The organism is Microbacterium alkaliflavum (genome assembly GCF_044325405.1).
Lineage (GTDB): Bacteria > Actinomycetota > Actinomycetes > Actinomycetales > Microbacteriaceae > Microbacterium > Microbacterium alkaliflavum.
Window position 1 is genome coordinate 610,091 of sequence record NZ_JBIQWL010000001.1, and the last position, 19,617, is coordinate 629,707.

A 19,617-nucleotide genomic window follows, 5' to 3' on the forward strand; every position below is an offset into this window, starting at 1 on the left:
CGTCCCCAAAACGATGGCACGCGATGTCGTCAGCATCCCAGGGGCGGCTCGAGCCGTCAATGGCCCGGCTCGACCCACCACCCCACGCGTCGCCGGCCGGGTCGTCAGGCGCGGTCGGGATCGTCCTCCTCGCCCGTCATCGCCGACGAGCGCTCGGCGTCGGTGAAGCCCTTCGCCCGACCCGCGCGCAGGTCGCTCATGAAGCGGCCCAGCGAAGCCGACGTCGACCGGACCGCGGCGGGCGCCGCCGAATACGACATCGCGGACGAAGGTGCGATGCCGATGCGGCCGGCCGACAGCGCGGCATCCTGATTCGCGCCCAGGAAGACGAAGTGCCAGCCGTAGACCTCCTGCTGGTGCGCGACCGAGCCGCGAACCGTCTCGGCCGTCCATTCGACGCTCGCGTTCTCCTCGCCGTCGGTCACCACGACGACGGTGACGACACCCGGTCTGGCGTGCTCCGGCAATTCGGCGAGTCTCTGCCCGAACTGGGCGATCGCGCCGCCGAGCGCGTCGTACAGCGCCGTCGATCCGCGCGGGACGAGCTCGATCACGACGTCTTTCGGATCGGCGAACGCGTGCTGCCACTCGACGACGTTGTCGAAGATGACGACATCGACGGTGAGCATGCCGGGCTGAGCCGCCTGGTCGCGCAGCAGCTCCTGCATGCCGCCCACCATGTCGTCGCGAATGGTCGCCATCGACCCGCTGCGATCGATCACCAAGAGCAGCGCGGTGTAGTTCGGGTCTGTCATTGTCGGTACCCCTCTCCCCGTCCCAGTGTCGCTCTGGCCTGCGACATGCGACAGGGGGGCTGGTGGACCGAAAAGCAGAAGGGGGTGGATGCTGCAGCATCCACCCCCTGAAAGCGCTCAGTCGCGAAGGGTCAGTACCAACCGGTCGACTGCGAGTGTCCCCACGCGTTGCAGGGCGTGCCGTAGCGGCCCGACACGTAGCCGAGACCCCACAGCACCTGCGTGGCGGCATTGCTCTGCCAGTCGGCGCCGGCCGAGCCCATCTTGCTGCCGGGGAGGGCCTGCGGGATGCCGTAGGCACCGCTGCCGCGGTTGTAGGCCTGGTAGTTCCAGCCCGACTCCTTGTTCCACAGCGACACGAGGCAGCCGAACTGGTCGTCGCCCCAGCCGTAGTTGCCGAACTGCGAGTGCGCGAACGCCTGCGCGCCGGCCGGGCTGTTGTCGCCGTTGCCGTTGCCCGAGGGGATCGGCACCGACGGGGCCGATCCAGAGCCGCCCGACGACTTCTTGGTCGTGGTCGCCTTCGCGGCGGCAGCCTCGGCGGCGGCCTTCGCGGCGGCAGCCTCGGCGGCGGCCTTGGCCTCGGCCTCCTGCTGGGCCTTCAGCGCCTTCGCGGCGTCGAGGCGGCCGCGCAGGCTCGCGGTCTCGTCGTTCGCCGACGTGACGAGGGTCGTCACGTCGTCGGTGACATCGGGCAGCAGCGGCTCGGGGAGGTGGCCGATGCCGAGCTCGAGCCGGTCGGATGCGGCCTGGAGGTCGGTCGTGTCGACCGACGTGTCGGCGACGCCCACGTCGAGGCCCGACGAGGCGATGTCGGCGGTGACGCTCTGCGCGGCCGTGACGGCGGCGGCAGCGGCGTCGACGGCGGCGTGCGCGTCGGTCGTGGCCGAGCTCTCGGCGGGCGCGGCGACGGCGTCCGAGTGAATCGGCGTGCTGTACGACGCGAGGGCGAAGCTCGGGGTGGATCCGGATGCATCAGCGGCCGAAACGGGCACGGCCTGGGCGATGCCGACGACCGTCAGAACTCCGACGGCGGCCGCCGCGGCGACCAGTGCGGGGCGGCGACGGGCGCGGCGCTCGATGAGTCGGCGGGTTCTGCGGGCAGGCGAGGCGGGAGAGTTCGAAGGCATGAATTCGGGTTTCGTGTCAGTAAGTCGGCGTCGGCGAGGTCGACGCGTACGGCCGCTGCTGCGACACAAAACCCAGATCCTGAAGGTGTTTTCTGAGCGTTATCTGAACGTTACCTGGACATGGGCCACTCAGGCGACGTTCAGGAGGCCTTCCCCGGCCCGGAATTCCGCGCGAATTCGAGGGTTGGTGAGAAGGCTGTGAGAATGCGGTTTCCGCGTCAGCGCGACGCCGGAGTGCGGTTCTCGGCGCTCGTCATCCAGGCGAGCTGCTCGAGCGATTCGAGGATCTGATGGAGGATGTCGGCGGAGGTCGGGTCCTCTTCGTCGACGGCGTCGTGCACGTCCCGGCAGGTGCCCGTCGTCGCCTCGAGCCGCTCCGTCATGAGGTCGATCACCTCTGCCGTGTCGATCTCGCCCTGCGGGAATTCGGGAAGGCTCGTCGTCTCGGCGACGGTGTCGCTGCGGCCGTCCGGGAGGGCGTGCAGCGCCCGCATCCGCTCTGCGACGATGTCGCTGAACTCGCGAGCAGCCTTGACGATCGTGTCGAGCTGGCGGTGCGTGTCGCGGAAGTTCTTGCCCACGACGTTCCAGTGCGCCTGCTTCCCCTGGATCGACAGTTCGACGAGGTCGACGAGCACGCGCTGCAGGCTTTCGCTGAGCTCCTCCGAGGCGCGGAACCCGTTCTCCGCGTTCTGCTCGTCGGTCAGCATCGCACCGCCCTTCGCGGGACGCCGCCGGTTCTTCGGGGGAGTCTTCGTGGTGGGGGCCTTCGTCGCGGTCGCAGCCATCGTCATGTCCTTCCGTGTGCGGTCCCTCGACGCTAGGGCGGCTCGCGCCGAGTCGCCCTGGGATTGCGGACGGCATGGGTGGGTGCTACGCGCGCGAAGGACAAGAGTGGATGCCGCTTCCCGGTCTTCCCGCGCGTGGGGCGGCGTAACCTGAACGGGTGCTCGCCCCATCGACCCCGCAGTCCGCGCGGGCGCAGCTCGCGGCGCTCGCCGAGAACGGGGCGAAGTTCACGTCGTTCGTGCAGCTGCCCGAAGGCGCGGATGCCCGCGACGCGGCGGTGCTGATCCTCTTCGGCGTGCTGGATTCGCTGCCCAGCGACCATGACGCGCAGGCCAGGGCGGTATCGCGCGACCTCGACCTGCTGCTCCTCGCCCGCGCCACGACGCTCCGCGCTCACCCCGGCCAGGTCGCGTTCCCGGGCGGTCGCGTCGACCCCGGCGACGATGGTCCGATCGCTGCGGCACTGCGCGAGGCGCAGGAGGAGACGGGACTCGACCCGGCAGGCGTCGAGGTGCTCGGCACGCTCGTGAACGTGCCCCTGGCCTTCTCACAGCATCTCGTCACCCCCGTGCTCGGCTGGTGGCGGCATCCCTCACCTGTCCGGGTGGTCGACGAGGCCGAGTCGGCCGACGTGTTCCGCGCCCCGGTCGCCGACCTGCTCGATCCCGGCAACCGCGGCGTGACCGTGATCCGACGCGACGGTCAGGAGTGGCGTGGACCGGGGTTCCTCGTGCGCGACGGGGAGCGCGAGCACCTCGTCTGGGGCTTCACCGGCATGCTGCTCGACGGCCTGTTCGACCGCCTCGGCTGGACCGAGCCCTGGGACCACTCCCGCGAGATCCCGCTCGAGACGCCCGACACCGGGCGCTGAGCTCGCCGCGGATCCGCCCGCGCACAACTGAGGGGATTTCGACCGACATGCCGACGCGGGCCGGCGCGTCGTGCCGAATCCCCGCAGTCGTGTCCGCTGAAGGCCCCTGGTCCCCGAGCCTGTCGAGGGGTCGAGCCCGAACGGCTCGCTCACCGACTGGAGGCCAGGGCCCTCATCCGCTCGAGGAGCGGCTCGGCGACCTCGTCGAGGAACCGGTCCTGCTGCTCGTCGCCGATCTGAACGAGGGCCACGTCGGTGAAGCCGGCGTCCACGTAGGGTCGGACGGACGCGGCGAGCTTGTCGAGATCCGGGCCGCATGCGATCTTTCCCGACACGTCTTCGGGCCGCACGAACTGGCTCGCCGCGGCAAAAGACCCGGGGTGCGGCAGTTCGCTGTTGACAGCCCAGCCGCCCGCGAACCAGCGGAACTGATCGTGCGCGCGCCGGATCGCGACATCCTCATCCGGATCCCAGCAGATCGGCACCTGCCCGATCTTGCGCGACTTGCCCTCGTGGACTTCCGACCACTTGTGCACCAGCTCCGCTTGGGGTTCGACGGCGATCATGTGGTCCGCGAGGGGAGCGAACGAAGCGATCGACTCCTCGCCCGACACCGCGACGCCGATCCCGACGGGCGAATCGGGCACGTCCCACACGCGCGCCGAGTCGACCCGGAAGTACTCGCCGTCGTAGGTGACGAGCTGGCCGGTGTGGAGTTCGCGGATGATCTCGATCGCCTCGACGAGCTTCGCCTGGCGCACGCCGACGTTCGGCCACCCCTCGCCGACGATGTGCTCGTTGAGGTTCTCGCCCGATCCCAGTCCCAGGGTGAACCGGCCCTGGCTGAGGATCTGCAGTGTCGCGGCCTTCTGCGCGACGACAGCGGGGTGGTACCGCGCCGTCGGGCACGTCACGTAGGTCATGAGCTCCACCCGCGACGTCGCGTGCGCCACGGCGCCGAGGAGCGCCCACGCGTAGGGCGAGTGGCCCTGGCTCACGAGCCACGGCGTGTAGTGGTCGCTCGACACCTCGAAGTCGAATCCGGCCCGCTCCGCGGCCTCCGCGTACCCGATCAGCTCTCGCGGGCCGCTCTGCTCGCACATCAGGGTGTAGCCGAACGAAGTCATGGGGTCTTCCGATCGCTCTCGCGCCGGCGAAATGCGGACGCGGTGCATGGACGATACGGGCGCCCGGGTCCGACGGCGATGGGGATTGGCATCCGGAGCGTGACCTGCTATCGCCGCCTCGATCGCCCCTCCCCGACGGCGTGCACAACCGCGGGGATTTCGGCAGACGCGCCGGGGCACGGCGGTGCGTCATGCGAAATCCCCGCAGCCGTGTTCACGGCCCCGCGCCCCGGGCCCCTGAGCGTCGAGGAGTCGACGGCGACGTCGGGAGGAACGCCGGCGTGCCGCAGCTCGGCTCGCTGGTGCCGATGAGGCGCCGCGAGGCCGTGGCGACGGCGCGTCGACACAGCCAGCCGAGATGCGGCACACCCGGGGGTCAGCGGAGCCCCGCGAAGAAGGCCCGGATGTCGTCGGCGAGCACGTCGGGCACCTCGAGCGCCGCGAAGTGGCCGCCCTCGGGGAAGCGGCTCCAGTGCACGATGTCATCGTTGTCGCGCTCGGCGAAGACGCGGATGGTCTGGAAGTCGTCGGCGAAGACGGCGACACCGGTCGGGGCGTGGTTGACCGCCGGCTCGCCGTCGGCGGCCGCGTTCTCCCAGTACGCGCGACTCATGCCCGCGGCGGCGTTCGTGAACCACGCGATGCTCACCTCGGTCAGCACGGAGTCGAGGGGAACGCGCGAGGTCCCGTTGCCGAACGATTCGAACAGTTCGCTGTAGGCGAGCAGGCCGACCGGCGAGTCGCTCAGCGCCGCGGCGATCGTCTGGGGGCGCGACGCGTTCATCGTGTTGTAGCCGCCGACCTTCTGGAACCACTGCATGTGCTCGAGCCCCGCGTAGTCGGCAGGCGTGAGCCGCTCGAACTCGGTGGGGTCGCCCGACGGGAACGAGAACAGCTGCAGCACGTGCAGGCCGAGGAACCCGTCGGGCTGCAGCAGGCCGAGCTCGCGCGCGACCATCGCGCCGTTGTCCGAGCCGTGCACGCCATAGCGCTCGTATCCGAGGCGGCGCATGAGCGCGTCGTATGCGCGCGCGACGCGGGCGACGGTCCAGCCCGACTCGACGACGGGGTTCGAGAAGCCGAAGCCGGGCGCGTCGGGGATCACGAGGTCGAAGGCGTCCTCGGCGCGACCGCCGTAGGCGACGGGGTCGACGAGCCGGTCGATCACGTCGAGATAGTCGACCGACGAGCCGGGATACGTGTGCGCCAGGAGAAGCGGAGTGGCATCGGGATGCTGCGACACGACGTGGATGAAGTGGATGGTCTGTCCGTCGACCTCGGTCAGGAAATGGGGCACGGCGTTGATTCGCGCTTCCACAGCACGCCAGTCGAACTCGCGCCACCTGTCGACGGCCGAACGCAGGTAGTGGTTGGGGGTGCCGGTCGTCCAGTCGTCGCCGGGCGCCGGCTGGGGGAGGCGTGTGCGGGCGAGGCGGTCGGCGAGGTCGTCGAGGTCGGCCTGCGGCACCTCGACGGTGAAGGGGCGGATGGCGGTGGTGGTGTTCATGTGACCGAAGGTACGGTCGATAGCGGAAAGGATCGTTCCTGATGAGCGGAATCCGATGACGGACACCGCGGGGCGGCTGCTGGCCCTCCTCGGCCTCCTCCAATCGCGTCCGACCTGGTCGGGCCCCGAGCTCGCCGAGCGCCTCGGCGTCACGACCCGCACGATCCGCAACGACATCGAGAGGCTGCGCGACCTCGACTATCCCGTCGACTCCGTGCGCGGCTCGATCGGCGGCTATCGGCTCGGCGCGGGTGGGCGCCTGCCGCCGCTGCTGCTCGACGACGAGGAAGCCGTCGCGGTGGCGATCGGCCTCCGCTCCGCGGCATCCGTCTCCGGCGTCTCGGAAGCCGCGGGGCGCGCGCTCGGCAAACTCGAGCAGGTGCTGCCGAGCCGGTTGCGCCCCACCGTCGAGGCGCTCGCCACGGTCATCGACCACGCGCCCGAGAACACCGGCACCGATGCGCCCGATCCCGAGGTCGATCCCGTCGTGCTCCAGGCCGTCGCGACGGCGATCCGCGCCGTCGAATGGCTGCGGTTCGACTACGACGAGGTGCCGCGGCTCGTCGAGCCGTATCGCCTGCTGGCCTGGCATCGGCGGTGGTACCTCGTCGCGCGCGACCCGGACTCGGGGGAGTGGGACGTGTTCCGGGTCGACCGCCTGCATCCGCGCATGCGCACGCATCGCGCCTTCTCACCGCGGCTCGTGCCGGGCGGCGACTACACCGCCTTCACGATGCGCACGGCGGCGGCGAGCGGCTGGAACGTGCACGCCCGTCTCCGCATCGCCGCGGCCGCGGACGCGGTGCTCGAGCGCATCAACCCGGCGGTCGGCGTCGTCGAGGCGATCGGCGAGCACGAGTCGGTGCTCGTCACGGGAGCCGACTCGCTCGAGACCATCGCGGTCTACATCGGGATGCTCGGCATCGACTTCACGGTGGAGTCGCCGGCCGAGCTGCGCGACAACCTCGCACACCTCGCAGCGCGGTACGCGCGCGCCGCGGCCGGGTGACATCGAAGCGGCGCATACGTACGCTGGCCAGGTGCACAGGATCTTCACGACGAGCTTCGCCTCGGTCTACCCGCACTATGTGACGAAGGTGGAGAAGAAGGGCCGCACGACCGCCGAGCTCGACGAGGTCATCGAGTGGCTGACGGGCTTCGACGACGCCGAACTCCAGCAGCATCTCGACGAGCACACGACCTTCGAGGACTTCTTCGCCGACGCCGACCTGAACCCCAACGCGACGCTCATCACGGGCGTCGTCTGCGGCATGCGCGTCGAGCAGATCGAAGACCCGCTCATGCAGAAGATCCGCTACCTCGACAAGCTCGTCGACGAGCTCGCGAAGGGCCGCCCGATGCAGAAGATCCTTCGAGCGTGACGGCGGCGTGATGGCCGAGCGACCCGCCGCCCAGCGCGCCTTTGAACCCGTCGCGCGCGCGCTGGCGGGGCGCCGCTGGTTCCCGTTGTGGGCCGTCATCCACCACCACGGCCGCCGCAGCGGCACGGAGTACGCGACGCCGATCGCGGTCATCCCGACTGCGGACAAGAGCATCGTGCTCATCGGCCTGCCGTGGGGGACGAACACGAATTGGGCGCGCAACGTCGTCGCTGCGCGAGGCGCCGACCTCACGTGGAAGGGACGCACCATCCGGACAACCGACCCTCGGATCGTCGATTCGCCGGAGGCGACGGAACTGGCCCGGCCCTTCGTGCGCTTCGTCGTCAGACGGATGCCGGGCGCCATCGTGCTCCGGATAGCGTGAATCTCGGCGCGAGGGACCGTGTGAATTCTTTGTAAACGCACTCCCGCGCACCGTGGGAGCGCTCCTAATGTGTGGACTGCGTCCGGCACAGCACTCGGGACGCGCACCCCATCGGTTGCCGCGACGACGCGGCGCGAAAGATCGGAAGTCGAATGCCGGACACCAAACCCACCATCGTCCTCGTCCACGGAGCGTGGGCCGACGCGGCGAGCTGGAACGCCGTCATCCCGCAGCTCCAGGCAGAGGGATTCACGGTGCTCGCCCCGCCGAACGAACTGCGCGGACTGGAAGGGGATGCCGCGTACATCGCATCGTTCCTCGCGCAGCGCACGTCGGGTCCCGTCGTGCTCGTCGGCCACTCCTACGGCGGCGCCGTCATCACCAACGCGGGCGCGAAGGGCGGCGACGTGCGTGCGCTCGTCTACGTCGACGCGTTCCTCCCCGACGAGGGCGAGACGATCGTCGGCATCCTCGCCGGGTCCGGCTCAGCGCTCGATGTCGCCGACCCGACGACCGTGCTCGACTTCGCCGCGTATCCCGGAGCGCCGGAGGGGGTCTTCGACGCCTTCCTCAAGCCCGAGACCGTGCACACCGCCTTCGCCCAGGATCTCCCCGAAGCCGACCGGTGGCTCATCGCGGCGACGCAGCGCCCGGCATCCCTCATCGCCAACGTCACGCCGTCCGGGGAGCCGGCCTGGAAGACGATCCCGAGCTGGGCAGTGCTGGGAACGCTCGACCTGACGATCCCGATCGACACGCAGCGCCGCATGGCCGAGCGCGCCGGCTCGACGATCACCGAGGTCGAGGGCTCGCACGTCTCGATGGTCTCGCAGCCGCAGGCGACCCTCGACGCGATCCACGCGGCGGTCGCCGCAGTGACGTCGGAGGTCGCCCCGGTCAACTGACCGACCACCCCGCTCCCCGGCATCCCGAATCGGATGCCGGGGAGCGGCGCGGACGCGGGGTGAAGACCCCGGCTACGCGGGAGTGCGGACCGCCGAGAAGACCGTGCGCCGCCGAAGCGCGAAGCCGAGCCGCTCGTAAGCGGCGATCGCGCCCGTGTTGGTTGCGGCGGCGTGCAGCAGGGCGCGGTCGCCACGCTGCTGGATGTGGAAGGCCACATCGAGCACGAGCCGCGACGCGAGTCCCTGCCGGCGGTGGTCTTCGTCGGTCGCGACGGCGCTGATCTCGGTCCAGCCCTGCGGGTGCAGGCGCTCGCCGGCCATCGCGACAAGTCGGCCGCCGCGGCGGATGCCGATATACCGGCCGAGTTCGTACGTCCGGGGCCGGAACGGACCGGGCTGATTGCGTTCGACGATCGCGAGCATCTCGGCGGCGTCATCCGCGCCCAGCTCGACGGCCTCGTCGTAGGGCCGAGTCTCGAGGGCATCGGTCTCGACGAGCTGCACGCCCTCGCCCTGGCCGATGACCTCCCAGCCGCGGGGGAGCGCGCCGTCGAAGGCCGACAGGCCGATCTCGGCGTCCGGACCGACGAGATCGATGAGAGCGTCCCAGACGTCCGGGTCGTCCCACGAGCGCACCGCGACGAACGGGGCGACGTCTTCCGGATAGCGGCGCACGAGCTCGCCGCCGATCGCGAAGCGCGCGTGCGGGCCCGTCAGCGCGTGCCACGCGGCGTTGTCGAGCACGGTGGCGTCCGCGTGGGGGCTGTCGAGGGTGAGGGATGCTGCGGTCTCGGGCACGTCTTCCATCTTCGACCCGCGACCACCACTCGAGGTCGCAGCCGCGTCACCCCGCGCAACACGCCTCGGCCCCCGCGGGGGCCCCTTTGTCGCCGGGCTTGTCGTGGGCGGCCGACGGCTGACGGCGCCTCCCTGGGAAACCGCTCCACATCTTTAGAAACGGTATAGGGCCGCGATAGAATCCCTATATCGGTTGACCTGCGGGGTCGGAACAGACGCTGCGACCGATCGAGGACGCCCGCCGCTTGGGGGGACTTCCGCTGCCGACTCGCAGCGCTCGGCGGGCGTCCACAAACAATGGCCGTGCGCAGGTCGGGGGTCGCCTGCGCGCCGCGGGAAGAAGCATGGGAAACCTCTATTACGGCGTCGTCGCCACCCCGGTGTGGATGCCGGATCGCCTGCTCGCGCATCTCAAGGTGGTGATCTCCGCCAAGCTGCGGCGCAACGAGAGCTTCACGATCACCTGGCCTCATCCCGCCGCCGAGATGTGGGGGAGCACGACCATCCGCGTGCAGCCCGCCATCCCGATGCGCTTCGTCTTCGACGAGCCCGAAGGAGAGCCGCTGGACGCCACGTGGCTGCAGAAGCTCGCCGACGCGTCCACCCGCAGGGGTATCGTGCTCCACGCGAGCGACATGACCGAGTCCGAGTCGGAGCCGACGCCTGACGCGGTCTGACGTGCCGTCCTACCCTGGGGTGTAGACGCGGATCCTCACGGTGAGGGGGTGCGATGGCCGGATCCGGACACGACTCCGTCACGGGACTCGACGACCGCGCGCTCGGCCGCATCGACCTGATCCTCTTCGACGCGGACTACCGCGACAGCCGGGCCGCAATCGAGGACGCCTGGCGGGTCGCCGTGCTCGCCTCCGACGCCCGCGTGCTCGCCGACCACGAGCGCACGCGTGCCGCGGCCGTGCGGGCCGCGAACGAGCGTCGCGACCCCATCGCCGCGAGAGTGCGCACGTCGACCTCGCTGCACCGCTGGCTGCTCGGTCTCGCGTTCCTCCTCGGCGCAGTCGCCGTGGCGCTCGCGCTCACGACGCGAGTTTCGCTGGAGAGCGGGATGCTGTCCTCGGGCCTGTGCGCGGCGGTCTCGGTGGCGCTGTTCTGGTGGCTCGAACCGCGCCGCGCGAACGGATCGCTGTGGGGCTCGCGCGCTCCGGCCGTGATCCACCTCATATTCGGGATGCTGTGGCTCCTGGCCGCGGCGTACGTCGTGGTCTTCCGTTGGGGCGCGGCCGACCCGTCCCTCGCGGCGTCGTCCGGCCTCACGCTGCTCGCGTGCGCGGGCGTCGCGGCGCTCATCCTCTGGTTCCACGCCTTCCGCGCCGATCGCTCGGGGCGCCAGACGGGCATCGCCCGGCTCACTGGCGACCTCGTCGATCAGCAGGATGCGGCCGAGGTCTACGACGCGCTCGACCGGTGGTGGTCCACCGCCGGCCATGAGGCGCTGCAGCGGAACGAGGCCCGCGTGCGCCGCGTGCGCACCGAGGTTCTCGCCCGCCTGCGGCTCGCGACGCTCATCTCCGAGGGGGAGGAGCAGGCGGCATCCCGGATGCCGGAGCCCGCGCAATGGAGCGAACGCCGGCGCTGAAGCATCCACTCTCTGGATGGCGGGGGAGCTGCTCGCTAGTGTTTGCGCCATGGGGGAGGACGTCCCGGCACTGGAGTTCACGCGCGCCGATCGCACGCGGCATCGCGAGAAGGTCCGGCGCAATCTCGATGTGTTCGCGCGCATGCTGCGTGAAGCGCACTTCGACACCGACGACCCGCTGACGGGGCTCGAAGTCGAGTTGAACCTCGTCGACGAGAAGGGCGACCCCGCGCTGCGCAATGCGCAGGCGCTCGAGGCGATCGCGGATGCCGCGTTCCAGACCGAGCTCGGCCAGTTCAACATCGAGATCAACGTGCCACCCGCCCGGCCGCGGCAAGGGGGGCTCACGACCTTCGAGGAGGGGCTGCGGCGCAGCCTCAACAATGCCGAGCTGCGGTCGTCGACTGTCGGCGCGCACCTCGTGATGATCGGCATCCTGCCAACCCTCGCCGAGGGGCATCTGCGCCCCGACAGCATCAGCGCGAATCCGCGCTACCGGCTGCTCAGCGAGCAGATCCTGAACGCGCGCGGCGAGGACATCGCGATCTCGATCGACGGGCCCGAGCGACTGCGGACCACCGCCGACTCGATCCTTCCCGAGGCCGCGTGCACGAGCACGCAGCTGCACGTGCAGACGTCGCCGGACTCGTTCGCGGCGTACTGGAACGCCTCCCAGGCGATCGCGGGCGTGCAGCTGGCGGTCTCGTCGAACTCGCCGTATCTGCTGGGCAAGGAGCTGTGGCGCGAGACGCGCATCCCGCTGTTCGAACAGGCGACCGATACGCGCAGCGAGGAGCTCAAAGTGCAGGGGGTGCGGCCGCGGGTGTGGTTCGGCGAGCGCTGGATCACGTCGGTGTTCGACCTGTTCGAGGAGAACGTCCGCTACTTCCCGGCGCTGCTGCCGATCGTGCACGACGACGACCCGATGGAAGTGCTCGAGTCAGGCGGCATCCCGTCCCTCGCGGAGCTGCGCCTGCACAACGGCACGATCTACCGCTGGAACCGGCCGATCTACGACGTCGCCGGCGGCGTGCCGCACCTGCGGGTCGAGAACCGGCTGCTTGCCGCGGGCCCCACCGTCGTCGACATCATGGCCAATGCGGCGTTCTACTTCGGGCTCGTGCGGGCGATCGCCGAGAACGACCGGCCTCTCTGGTCGCAGCTGTCGTTCACGGCCGCCGAGGAGAACTTCCACACCGCCGCCCGCGACGGCATCGACGCCCAGCTCTATTGGCCTGGCGTCGGTCAAGTGCCCGCGACCGAGCTCGTGCTGCGGCGCCTGCTGCCGATGGCGCACGTGGGGCTCGAGAAGTGGGGGGTCGACGCGTCGGTTCGTGATCGCCTGCTCGGCATCATCGAGGGGCGCTGCCTGTCGGGCGTGACGGGCGCCGGCTGGTTCGTGGACCGGATGCACGGCCGGGCCGGGATGGACCGGTATGACGCGCTGCGGGCGACGCTGCTCGAGTATCGCGAGGCCATGCACACGAACGAGCCTGTGCACACCTGGAGCTGACCGGCCACGCCGGAGGTTCCGCGCTCGACCTCGTTCGACTCGCGCGCTTCCCCTGTGTGGAACACGGGTCGAGGCATCCCGGACCACACGGTCGCCCGGCGCGTGATCTGCCCGACCTCCGCGAGCCGACATAGCCTGATCGTGTTGGCGAGGCGGCCCGATCGCCTCCGTCCCCATACGCAGCGGGAGGCGACGAGTGCCGGAAGCCCAGGGTGTCGAGCTCTACCGATCGGCGAGCGGCGAGTTCGAGCTGGCCGTGCGCGCCGACGCCGAGACCGTGTGGCTGTCGGCCGACCAGCTCGTCGAGCTGTTCGGTCGCGACAAGTCGACGATCTCGAGGCACCTGCGCAACGTCTTCGACGACGGTGAACTGGAGCGCGAGGCAGCTGTTGCAGATTTTGCAACAACTGCTGCCGACGGCAAGACCTACCAGGTCGCGCACTACAACCTGGATGTCGCCATCTCGGTCGGATACCGCGTGAAGTCGCCCGAGGGCGTGAGTTTCCGTCGCTGGGCGACGCAGGTGCTGCGCCAGTACCTGATCGAGGGCGTTGCTCTCAACGAGCGACGACTCGCGCAGCAGAGATCGATCGTGCAGGAGCTTTCCCAGTCCAGCGATGAACTGATCGCCAACGTCGCGAGGGTCGTCGCGAACTATCTCCCCAGTCTCCGCATCCTGCGCGCGTACGACGAAGGCGAGATCCCAGCCGGTGAGGGCGACAGCCCCACATGGTTCCTCACGTATGACGGGGCTCGAGCGGTCATCGATCAGGTCGCCGCCGCGTTCCCGCAGGACGCGCTCTTCGGCGGTGAACGAGGCGATGCCCTGGACGGCATCATCGACGCGATCTACCAGGGGTTCGGGGGAGAGGAGCTCTATCCGACTGTGCAGGAGAAGGCCGCGAACCTGCTCTACCTCGTCGTCAAGGACCACCCGCTGACCGACGGCAACAAGCGCAGCGCTGCGGCGCTCTTCGCCCACTTCCTCGTGCGCAACAGGGCGCTGGATGACGCACACGGCGTCCCGCGGATCTCGAACAACGCGCTCGCAGCGATCACCCTCATGGTCGCGATGAGCGACCCGAAGGAGAAGCACCTGATGATCGCGTTGATCGTCGGCATGCTCTCCGAGGAGCCGACGCTCGCCGACGACCCGTCTTGAGCGTTTCGCCCAAGCCCAGAGGCTGACGATCAGTCGTCGTCTCCGGGTCGACCGGAGATTCTTGCGGTCTTGTCGTCCTCGAAGGGGACCTGCAGGCAGTTGTTGCAGATTCTGCAACAACTCGCGAGGCCGCCGACCGCAAAGCGATGGGTGCCCAGCCGGGGCTGAGCACCCATCCCTCCGATCGGCTTATGACCGGTACTGATCGCCGTAGTAGGAGTCGAGTCGGCCGCGGTAGGCGTCATCCGTCTCCGCATTGTTCTTGTCCCACTCCGGGGAGTCCTTGATCTGATCCTTCGTCAGGTCGACGTAGACCTTCTGGTCTTCGTCGTCGACCCGCTGCACGGTGCCGGCGGGGAGGATCACCTTCCGGCCGAAGATCCACGGTCCGGTGTCGACGACCAGGCGGCTGTTGCCCGCCTCGTTGCTGGCTTCATCGATCTTGCCGATGTCGCCGTCGGTGGCGTGCACGTGGTAGCCCACCACATCGCGCGATCCGGGTCCCCGGTCGGCCGACTCACGGTAGTCCCAGGCGTCCCAAGTTGAGGACATGCCTCTCTCCTTCGTGTTCCTGCGAGGGATTCGAACGGCGGCCGGATTGGTCGCCCTGACATCCACGCTAGGAAGCGGTCGAACCTCCGGGGACCCCCTGGCGATATCGACTGAAGTGGCGTAATGGGCGAGATGCCCGAGAGCGGCGGATAGAACAAAGATACGATGATCGATCGACGGTGCGTGAGCCCGCTAATGCGGCAGTCCCGAGATTTCGGCCCTGATTGGGTGGGTAATCGAAGATTGATACTAGACACTTGGTTCGAACGTATGTACTATAGTGGCATGACAGATCCTTTCGCCGGTGTGGAAGCCGCACTCGCGGCCGCCCGCACGGCGTGGGATGCCGCGCATGTCGGCGGAGTCGCCTCCGCGGATGGGGTGGAGGGTGCGCCGCTAGCGGTGCTGAACACGGCGATGGGAGTGCTGCGGCGGCATGTGGACGCGATGCACGCCACCATCGCCGCGGAGATCGCGCGGGCGTCCCGGGTGGAGCTGGGCAGTGCGGGGCTGGCCAAGCAGCAGGGATACCGCACCCCGACGTCGATGATCGCCGCCGCGACGGGCGCGAACGTGGGGGACGCGGCCCGGCTGGTCGCCGTCGGGGAGGCCACCGCGCCCCGGATGACCCTCACCGGCGCCCAGGCGCCACCCAAGCATCCCGAGGTCGCGGCCGGCTTGTCCGGTGGGCGGCTCAGCGTGGCGGCGGCGGCGGCGATCGTCGCGCTGCTGGACCGGGTCGCGTACCGCGCGGATGGGGAGGCGCTGCGGGAGGCGCTGCGGGAGGCGGAGCGGGTGCTGGTCGCGCAGGCGCACGGGCTGGGAATGGATCAGCTGCGCAAGATCCTCACCCGCGCCGAAGCCTGGCTGAACCCCGACGGCGTCGCCCCGCATGAGGACGACCTCCGCGCGGCCGCCTACCTGCACATCCGGGAAGAGCAGGACGGGTCGATCGTCATCGACGCGCGCCTGGACCCGGAACGCGGCGCACCCGTCAAAACCGCCATCGACGCGCTCGTCGGCGAACAGCTCCGCCGGCGGCACGATCAGCGAACCGGCGCAACCGGCGACCGAAGCGGCCCGATCGGCGACGACGACCGGCGGACGATCCCGCAGTTGCAGGCCGACGCGCTGGCCACCTTGTGCCGGCACGTCCTGGACTGCGACCACGCCGACATCCCCACCGGCGGCGCCACCATCATCGTCCGGATCGGACTGGAACAGCTCGAAACGGGGAGCGGGTACGGCACCATCGACGGCATCGCCCAGCCCGTCTCGGTCGCCACGGTGCGGCGGATGGCCGCCGACGCGCACATCATCCCCCTCGTCCTCGGTGGAGACAGCGACATCCTCGACTACGGACGATCCAAACGCCTGTTCACCCGGGCCCAGAAACTCGCCCTCACCGAACGCGACGGCGGCTGCGCCGGCTGCGGCCTGCCACCCGGGATGACCCAGGTCCACCACCTGAAATGGTGGGACCGGGACACCGGACCCACCGACCTTGACAACGGCATCCTGCTCTGCACCCGCTGCCACCACCGCGTCCACGACGAAGACTGGGACATCCACATCGACGGCGCCGGCGTGACCGCGAAAGTCTGGTTCATCCCACCCACCCACGTCGACCCCACCCGAACCCCCCGCCTCGGCGGCCGCGCCCGCTACGACTTCACCCTCACCGCCTGAGGGCGGCGGAGTAGAGGGATGGGTCGGCAACGTCGCATCTGTGTGCGAGGCCGAAGAGCAGTACCCAAAGAACATTTGGCGGAGGATGCGGGATTCGAACTCTCGTCTTCCCGGGCGAATGACCCGGCTCCTTTCCGGTGATTCCGCGGATTTCGGAATGCCGCCGGATGCCCGACCTGCAGAAATCGGCCTCAGGATTCACGGCACGTCGCGAGTGAATGTGCCTTAACTGTGCCACCCAAGTTGGGGGCGCTGACCTGGCTCAGCCATTCTTCTTGGCTCCACGATCCGCCTGGCGAGCGGCCTTGTCGGCGTCACGCTGCTGGCTCGCTGCGTCCTTCTCCGCTTGTCGCGCGGCCTGGTCGGCTTGCTTCTGTGTGCTGTGAGCGTCCTGTTGCGCGCCCTTGTCTTCGTGGGCCGGGGGGTGGATTCCCTGCGTCCCGGGCGATCCGGGGGTGACCGAATCCGTGGTCGGCGGAACTGGCGCATCGACGGTGTCGATCGTTTCCGACTGGACTACCGCGTCGATGGTTGCCGCGCCGGGCAGAGTTCCTGGCACTCCCCGCTGGCTGGTCGGCACGTCGGCTGACGCTGAGCCATCGGGTGGGAGTGCGAGATTAGTCAAAATCGCGGATGAGCAGAGCACAACGGCTGCCGCCACCGAGACGATCGCGAGCAGTGGACGTGGCAAGCGCCACGCTCGACCGTGGCGGACCGGACGCACCCGAGCGTCGCCTACCAGGGGTCGAGAGCGCGCGAGATCCGTTTCCGTCGCGGATCGCAGGACCTCCGGGGTGTGGGCGAGTTCGGAGCTGGGGTGGCTGGCGTCTGTAGCCGGTAGCGACGTGAGGGTGTGGACGAGTTGGAGGGCGGTGGGGCGTTGCGCTGGGTCGGTCGCCAGCATCCTTCGCAACAGGTTTGTCCACTGCGGGTCGAGGGAGGCAGGGATCTCGGGAGACTCGATGAGCCTGACAATGACGGCGCCGATGCCGGAGGCGTGCGGAAACGCTCGCTCGCCCGTGATCGACTCCAGCAGCACGAGCCCGAAAGCGTAGATGTCGGAGGCGGGGCTGCACGCCTCGCCGCGCACCTGCTCGGGCGCGAGGTACTCGGCGGTGCCCATCACCAGGCCGGGCGTGGTCACGGCCGCCGTGCTGGCGAGCTGTGCCAAGCCGAAGTCAGCGAGCTTCACGTGGAAGTGGGCCGAAACTCCGGACGCCTGTGCGAGCAGGATGTTCGACGGCTTGACGTCGCGATGAACGAGGCCGGCCTCGTGAACGGCGTTCAATCCGGAGGCGAGCTCGATCGCAAGGTGGCGGGCTTGTGCCAGCGGCAGTGGTCCTTCATGCAGCCGCTGGGCAAGAGTGGGGCCATCGACGAACTCCATCACCAGGTAGCGCGCGCGATTCGTCTCGATCTGCGCCTCGAGCAGGGTCACCAGGGACGGATGCGTCATGCGTGAAAGTGCGCTGACTTCACGTTGAGCGCGAACTGGTGCGGCCAGCGCGTCGCTTTCCGACCGGAGCATCTTGATGGCAACGGTGCGGCCGAGCATGGCGTCGTCAGCTCGGAAGACCTCCGCCATCCCGCCCACGCCGAGGCGTTCGTGAAGGTGGTAGCGGCCATCGAGCAAGGCGGCGGTGTCAGGCTGATCGGTGCCCTGAGTCACGCTGTTCGTCCTCTCCGCCCCAAGTGCGGCAACGCGTCGTTCATCTCGGAAACCTAACCCCGGCGCCCGAATATCGGGGGGGACTTGACAGCCCCAGACCGAGCCGGGCGGGATAGCGCATACGCGCCGCGGTGTCCACCCCACGCTCGCCTCGTACGCGTTCCTCTAGCTTGGGCGGCAAGCGATCGTGCGCGTCGTTGCGCTCCGCTTTTGAACAGTGGTGGCCCGAACCCCCGCGGGTGATTCCCCTAGTCCGTGACGGCTGACGCCCTCGCCCAGGCCCCTCGCTCGCGTGGCGAATCCCGCGAGCGAGGGACCGCCCAGGCTGCGCCGCGGCAGGGGTCGCGGGGTGAGAAGAATCTCATCCACCGTATGGGGCGAGCATTTGGGGTGAGCGATGTGGGCACCATCCACTGCGGAGGGTCGGCGACGCCGATTCATATCGAGGATCGCGCCCTCGTGCACCTGAACCCCTTTGCGGTCAGCGCCGAACGTGCTCAGCCGCACCCGCGTGGGCGAGCATCGAGCGAACGGCTGGATTTCCCGGAGGAGGCGCGGTCGTGGGAACGGAGTCCCAACGACATTCGCACCCCGTGACCGCACACACCAAGCAGGGGAGGGCATTCGCCGGAGCGTGATCATAGCGCCGCGATGCCCTGAATTGAACCCGGAAGCTTCGTTCCTCGCAATCGATCTACCGTGGACACTTCGGCTCGCAGCACCCTGCCGCGAGACGCGATGAAAGGAAGTGCAAACCATGTTGCGCAGGAGCAAACTCGCCAGCGCAGGAGTCGCCCTCGCCCTTTCAACCACGTTGGGTGTGCTGCCCGCCATGGCAGCCAACGCCGCACCGCCGACGACGTCGCCGGCCGCGGTGGCGCAAGCGCCCGCCGCTCCCACGGCGTTGCCCGTGACAGGAACTGGCTTCGTCGGACAGATCAGTGATCTCACCGTCCGCACCGTCGACGGCGTTCTCCAGTTGACCGGAACCATCCAAGGAGTCCTGAACGGCGTACCCATCGCCGCGACACCCTTCACCACAACCATCGACAACCTCGCAGTCGGCGGATCGTGTTCTATCCTCAACCTGGACCTCGGCCCGCTGCACCTCGACCTGCTCGGACTGGTCGTCGACCTCAACGAAGTCCAACTCGACATCACCGCCGTTCCCGGCGCGGGCAACCTCCTCGGCAACCTTCTCTGCGCGGTCGCCGGACTTCTCGACAACAGCGGCCCGCTGAATGGAATCGGCGCGCTGCTGAACCGTCTCCTCACCGGACTGGGACTGTGATCGGCCCATTCAACGACGCGTAGCGACGACCCGGCCCGGGATGCGCACAACATCCCGGGCCGGAGTCCGCCGTCAAGTCGGCGCGCTTACGTCGAACGTCGCACCGCCGAAGGACCCAGCAAAACGCGAGATCATCCCCTGCGTGAAGAGACTCATCGCCCGAGAGATCCTCGCCCTCACCGCTGAACACACCGTCACCGTGATCCCGCTCGACACCGGCGAGATCCTCGCGACCGACACGATCGACCCCACCCGCACCTACTGCCGCAACACGCAGAAAGAGCCCGGCCGATGGCCGAGCTCTCCCTGACGAAATGTCTCCCATGACGCGACTCAGATGTCTCCTATGTCGCGACTCATCACCGTGCGGAGGATGGGGGATTCGAACCCCCGAGGGCTTTCACCCAACACGCTTTCCAAGCGTGCGCCATAGGCCACTAGGCGAATCCTCCGTGGCCCCAAAGGGCCGTAGGCCATCCTACCTGCTGAGCGGCA

The 19,617-nt window shown here is 69.1% G+C and carries 20 protein-coding genes and 1 tRNA gene; 12 read left to right on the top strand and 9 right to left on the bottom strand.

Features of this window, described 5'->3' with window-relative positions:
* Nucleotides 1-104 precede the first annotated feature (104 nt).
* The 3 genes from ACH3VR_RS02580 to ACH3VR_RS02590 form a co-directional block, all read right to left on the bottom strand.
* On the bottom strand, nucleotides 105-755 hold the full coding sequence (locus ACH3VR_RS02580; protein ID WP_396639183.1) for a VWA domain-containing protein: 651 nt from the start codon (nucleotides 753-755) through the stop codon (nucleotides 105-107).
* A 131-nt stretch (nucleotides 756-886) separates the two neighbouring features.
* Nucleotides 887-1,885: an aggregation-promoting factor C-terminal-like domain-containing protein gene (locus tag ACH3VR_RS02585; RefSeq protein WP_396639184.1), complete on the bottom strand. Its 999-nt coding sequence runs from the start codon at nucleotides 1,883-1,885 to the stop codon at nucleotides 887-889.
* Between the two features lie 218 nt (nucleotides 1,886-2,103).
* Nucleotides 2,104-2,673 (bottom strand): Dps family protein, encoded by a 570-nt coding sequence (locus ACH3VR_RS02590; RefSeq protein WP_396639185.1) that lies wholly within the window; start codon nucleotides 2,671-2,673, stop codon nucleotides 2,104-2,106.
* Nucleotides 2,674-2,831: 158 nt separating this feature from the next.
* On the opposite strand from ACH3VR_RS02590, the gene ACH3VR_RS02595 reads away from it, so the two are divergent.
* Nucleotides 2,832-3,545 carry an NUDIX hydrolase gene (locus ACH3VR_RS02595; protein ID WP_396639186.1) on the top strand — a complete coding sequence of 238 codons (714 nt, stop codon included), beginning with the start codon at nucleotides 2,832-2,834 and terminating at the stop codon, nucleotides 3,543-3,545.
* 149 nt (nucleotides 3,546-3,694) lie between these two features.
* On the opposite strand, the gene ACH3VR_RS02600 is transcribed toward ACH3VR_RS02595, so the two are convergent.
* Together ACH3VR_RS02600 and ACH3VR_RS02605 are read right to left on the bottom strand one after the other, a co-directional pair.
* A complete protein-coding gene (locus tag ACH3VR_RS02600) occupies nucleotides 3,695-4,672 on the bottom strand; it encodes an LLM class F420-dependent oxidoreductase (protein WP_396639187.1) in 978 nt (325 codons plus the stop codon).
* 376 nt (nucleotides 4,673-5,048) lie between these two features.
* Entirely contained in the window at nucleotides 5,049-6,179 is a 1,131-nt protein-coding gene (locus ACH3VR_RS02605) for an epoxide hydrolase family protein (RefSeq protein ID WP_396639188.1), read from the bottom strand.
* Nucleotides 6,180-6,234: 55 nt separating this feature from the next.
* Here ACH3VR_RS02605 and ACH3VR_RS02610 point away from each other — a divergent pair, with 55 nt between their 5' ends.
* The 4 genes from ACH3VR_RS02610 to ACH3VR_RS02625 all read left to right on the top strand — a co-directional run bounded on the left by ACH3VR_RS02610 (nucleotide 6,235) and on the right by ACH3VR_RS02625 (nucleotide 8,851).
* Complete coding sequence (locus ACH3VR_RS02610; RefSeq protein ID WP_396639189.1) at nucleotides 6,235-7,188, top strand: helix-turn-helix transcriptional regulator; 954 nt, start codon at nucleotides 6,235-6,237, stop codon at nucleotides 7,186-7,188.
* A 31-nt stretch (nucleotides 7,189-7,219) separates the two neighbouring features.
* Nucleotides 7,220-7,561 carry a DUF2200 domain-containing protein gene (locus tag ACH3VR_RS02615; protein ID WP_396639190.1) on the top strand — a complete coding sequence of 114 codons (342 nt, stop codon included), beginning with the start codon at nucleotides 7,220-7,222 and terminating at the stop codon, nucleotides 7,559-7,561.
* Between the two features lie 10 nt (nucleotides 7,562-7,571).
* Nucleotides 7,572-7,946, top strand: coding sequence for a nitroreductase family deazaflavin-dependent oxidoreductase (locus tag ACH3VR_RS02620; RefSeq protein ID WP_396639191.1), 375 nt, complete (start codon nucleotides 7,572-7,574; stop codon nucleotides 7,944-7,946).
* A 152-nt stretch (nucleotides 7,947-8,098) separates the two neighbouring features.
* On the top strand, nucleotides 8,099-8,851 hold the full coding sequence (locus ACH3VR_RS02625; protein ID WP_396639192.1) for an alpha/beta fold hydrolase: 753 nt from the start codon (nucleotides 8,099-8,101) through the stop codon (nucleotides 8,849-8,851).
* Between the two features lie 72 nt (nucleotides 8,852-8,923).
* On the opposite strand, the gene ACH3VR_RS02630 is transcribed toward ACH3VR_RS02625, so the two are convergent.
* On the bottom strand, nucleotides 8,924-9,649 hold the full coding sequence (locus tag ACH3VR_RS02630; protein ID WP_396639193.1) for a GNAT family N-acetyltransferase: 726 nt from the start codon (nucleotides 9,647-9,649) through the stop codon (nucleotides 8,924-8,926).
* Nucleotides 9,650-9,993: 344 nt separating this feature from the next.
* Between ACH3VR_RS02630 and ACH3VR_RS02635 the strand changes: the two genes are divergently transcribed.
* The 4 genes from ACH3VR_RS02635 to rhuM all read left to right on the top strand — a co-directional run bounded on the left by ACH3VR_RS02635 (nucleotide 9,994) and on the right by rhuM (nucleotide 13,921).
* A complete protein-coding gene (locus tag ACH3VR_RS02635; RefSeq protein ID WP_396639194.1) occupies nucleotides 9,994-10,326 on the top strand; it encodes a DUF7882 family protein in 333 nt (110 codons plus the stop codon).
* 53 nt (nucleotides 10,327-10,379) lie between these two features.
* A complete protein-coding gene (locus tag ACH3VR_RS02640; protein ID WP_396639195.1) occupies nucleotides 10,380-11,246 on the top strand; it encodes a hypothetical protein in 867 nt (288 codons plus the stop codon).
* 49 nt (nucleotides 11,247-11,295) lie between these two features.
* A complete protein-coding gene (locus ACH3VR_RS02645; protein ID WP_396639196.1) occupies nucleotides 11,296-12,759 on the top strand; it encodes a glutamate--cysteine ligase in 1,464 nt (487 codons plus the stop codon).
* A gap of 196 nt (nucleotides 12,760-12,955) precedes the next feature.
* On the top strand, nucleotides 12,956-13,921 hold the full coding sequence (rhuM, locus tag ACH3VR_RS02650) for a RhuM family protein (protein WP_396639197.1): 966 nt from the start codon (nucleotides 12,956-12,958) through the stop codon (nucleotides 13,919-13,921).
* Nucleotides 13,922-14,110: 189 nt separating this feature from the next.
* Here the strand turns inward: rhuM and ACH3VR_RS02655 are convergent, their stop codons facing one another.
* Nucleotides 14,111-14,473 carry a PRC-barrel domain-containing protein gene (locus tag ACH3VR_RS02655; RefSeq protein WP_396639198.1) on the bottom strand — a complete coding sequence of 121 codons (363 nt, stop codon included), beginning with the start codon at nucleotides 14,471-14,473 and terminating at the stop codon, nucleotides 14,111-14,113.
* 285 nt (nucleotides 14,474-14,758) lie between these two features.
* Between ACH3VR_RS02655 and ACH3VR_RS02660 the strand changes: the two genes are divergently transcribed.
* Complete coding sequence (locus tag ACH3VR_RS02660) at nucleotides 14,759-16,162, top strand: HNH endonuclease (RefSeq protein WP_396639199.1); 1,404 nt, start codon at nucleotides 14,759-14,761, stop codon at nucleotides 16,160-16,162.
* Nucleotides 16,163-16,424: 262 nt separating this feature from the next.
* Here the strand turns inward: ACH3VR_RS02660 and ACH3VR_RS02665 are convergent, their stop codons facing one another.
* The gene (locus ACH3VR_RS02665; protein WP_396639200.1) at nucleotides 16,425-17,831 is read right to left on the bottom strand and encodes a serine/threonine-protein kinase; all 1,407 of its coding nucleotides are present in this window, start codon (nucleotides 17,829-17,831) and stop codon (nucleotides 16,425-16,427) included.
* 757 nt (nucleotides 17,832-18,588) lie between these two features.
* On the opposite strand from ACH3VR_RS02665, the gene ACH3VR_RS02670 reads away from it, so the two are divergent.
* Nucleotides 18,589-19,122 carry an ABC transporter substrate-binding protein gene (locus ACH3VR_RS02670; RefSeq protein WP_396639201.1) on the top strand — a complete coding sequence of 178 codons (534 nt, stop codon included), beginning with the start codon at nucleotides 18,589-18,591 and terminating at the stop codon, nucleotides 19,120-19,122.
* A 142-nt stretch (nucleotides 19,123-19,264) separates the two neighbouring features.
* Nucleotides 19,265-19,432, top strand: a complete 168-nt coding sequence (locus ACH3VR_RS02675) for a hypothetical protein (protein WP_396639202.1) — start codon at nucleotides 19,265-19,267, stop codon at nucleotides 19,430-19,432.
* Between the two features lie 57 nt (nucleotides 19,433-19,489).
* On the opposite strand, the gene ACH3VR_RS02680 is transcribed toward ACH3VR_RS02675, so the two are convergent.
* Nucleotides 19,490-19,574 (bottom strand) — tRNA-Ser (locus tag ACH3VR_RS02680).
* Nucleotides 19,575-19,617 lie beyond the last annotated feature (43 nt).

What these genes read in the sequence shown, in the direction of transcription:
- ACH3VR_RS02580 (WP_396639183.1), bottom strand. Translation starts at nt 755, where the DNA reads ATGACAGACCCGAACTACACCGCGCTGCTCTTGGTGATCGATCGCAGC.
- ACH3VR_RS02585 (WP_396639184.1), bottom strand. Translation starts at nt 1,885, where the DNA reads ATGCCTTCGAACTCTCCCGCCTCGCCTGCCCGCAGAACCCGCCGACTC.
- ACH3VR_RS02590 (WP_396639185.1), bottom strand. Translation starts at nt 2,673, where the DNA reads ATGGCTGCGACCGCGACGAAGGCCCCCACCACGAAGACTCCCCCGAAG.
- ACH3VR_RS02600 (WP_396639187.1), bottom strand. Translation starts at nt 4,672, where the DNA reads ATGACTTCGTTCGGCTACACCCTGATGTGCGAGCAGAGCGGCCCGCGA.
- ACH3VR_RS02605 (WP_396639188.1), bottom strand. Translation starts at nt 6,179, where the DNA reads ATGAACACCACCACCGCCATCCGCCCCTTCACCGTCGAGGTGCCGCAG.
- ACH3VR_RS02610 (WP_396639189.1), top strand. Translation starts at nt 6,235, where the DNA reads ATGACGGACACCGCGGGGCGGCTGCTGGCCCTCCTCGGCCTCCTCCAA.
- ACH3VR_RS02620 (WP_396639191.1), top strand. Translation starts at nt 7,572, where the DNA reads ATGGCCGAGCGACCCGCCGCCCAGCGCGCCTTTGAACCCGTCGCGCGC.
- ACH3VR_RS02625 (WP_396639192.1), top strand. Translation starts at nt 8,099, where the DNA reads ATGCCGGACACCAAACCCACCATCGTCCTCGTCCACGGAGCGTGGGCC.
- ACH3VR_RS02635 (WP_396639194.1), top strand. Translation starts at nt 9,994, where the DNA reads ATGGGAAACCTCTATTACGGCGTCGTCGCCACCCCGGTGTGGATGCCG.
- ACH3VR_RS02640 (WP_396639195.1), top strand. Translation starts at nt 10,380, where the DNA reads ATGGCCGGATCCGGACACGACTCCGTCACGGGACTCGACGACCGCGCG.
- ACH3VR_RS02645 (WP_396639196.1), top strand. Translation starts at nt 11,296, where the DNA reads ATGGGGGAGGACGTCCCGGCACTGGAGTTCACGCGCGCCGATCGCACG.
- ACH3VR_RS02655 (WP_396639198.1), bottom strand. Translation starts at nt 14,473, where the DNA reads ATGTCCTCAACTTGGGACGCCTGGGACTACCGTGAGTCGGCCGACCGG.
- ACH3VR_RS02660 (WP_396639199.1), top strand. Translation starts at nt 14,759, where the DNA reads ATGACAGATCCTTTCGCCGGTGTGGAAGCCGCACTCGCGGCCGCCCGC.
- ACH3VR_RS02670 (WP_396639201.1), top strand. Translation starts at nt 18,589, where the DNA reads ATGTTGCGCAGGAGCAAACTCGCCAGCGCAGGAGTCGCCCTCGCCCTT.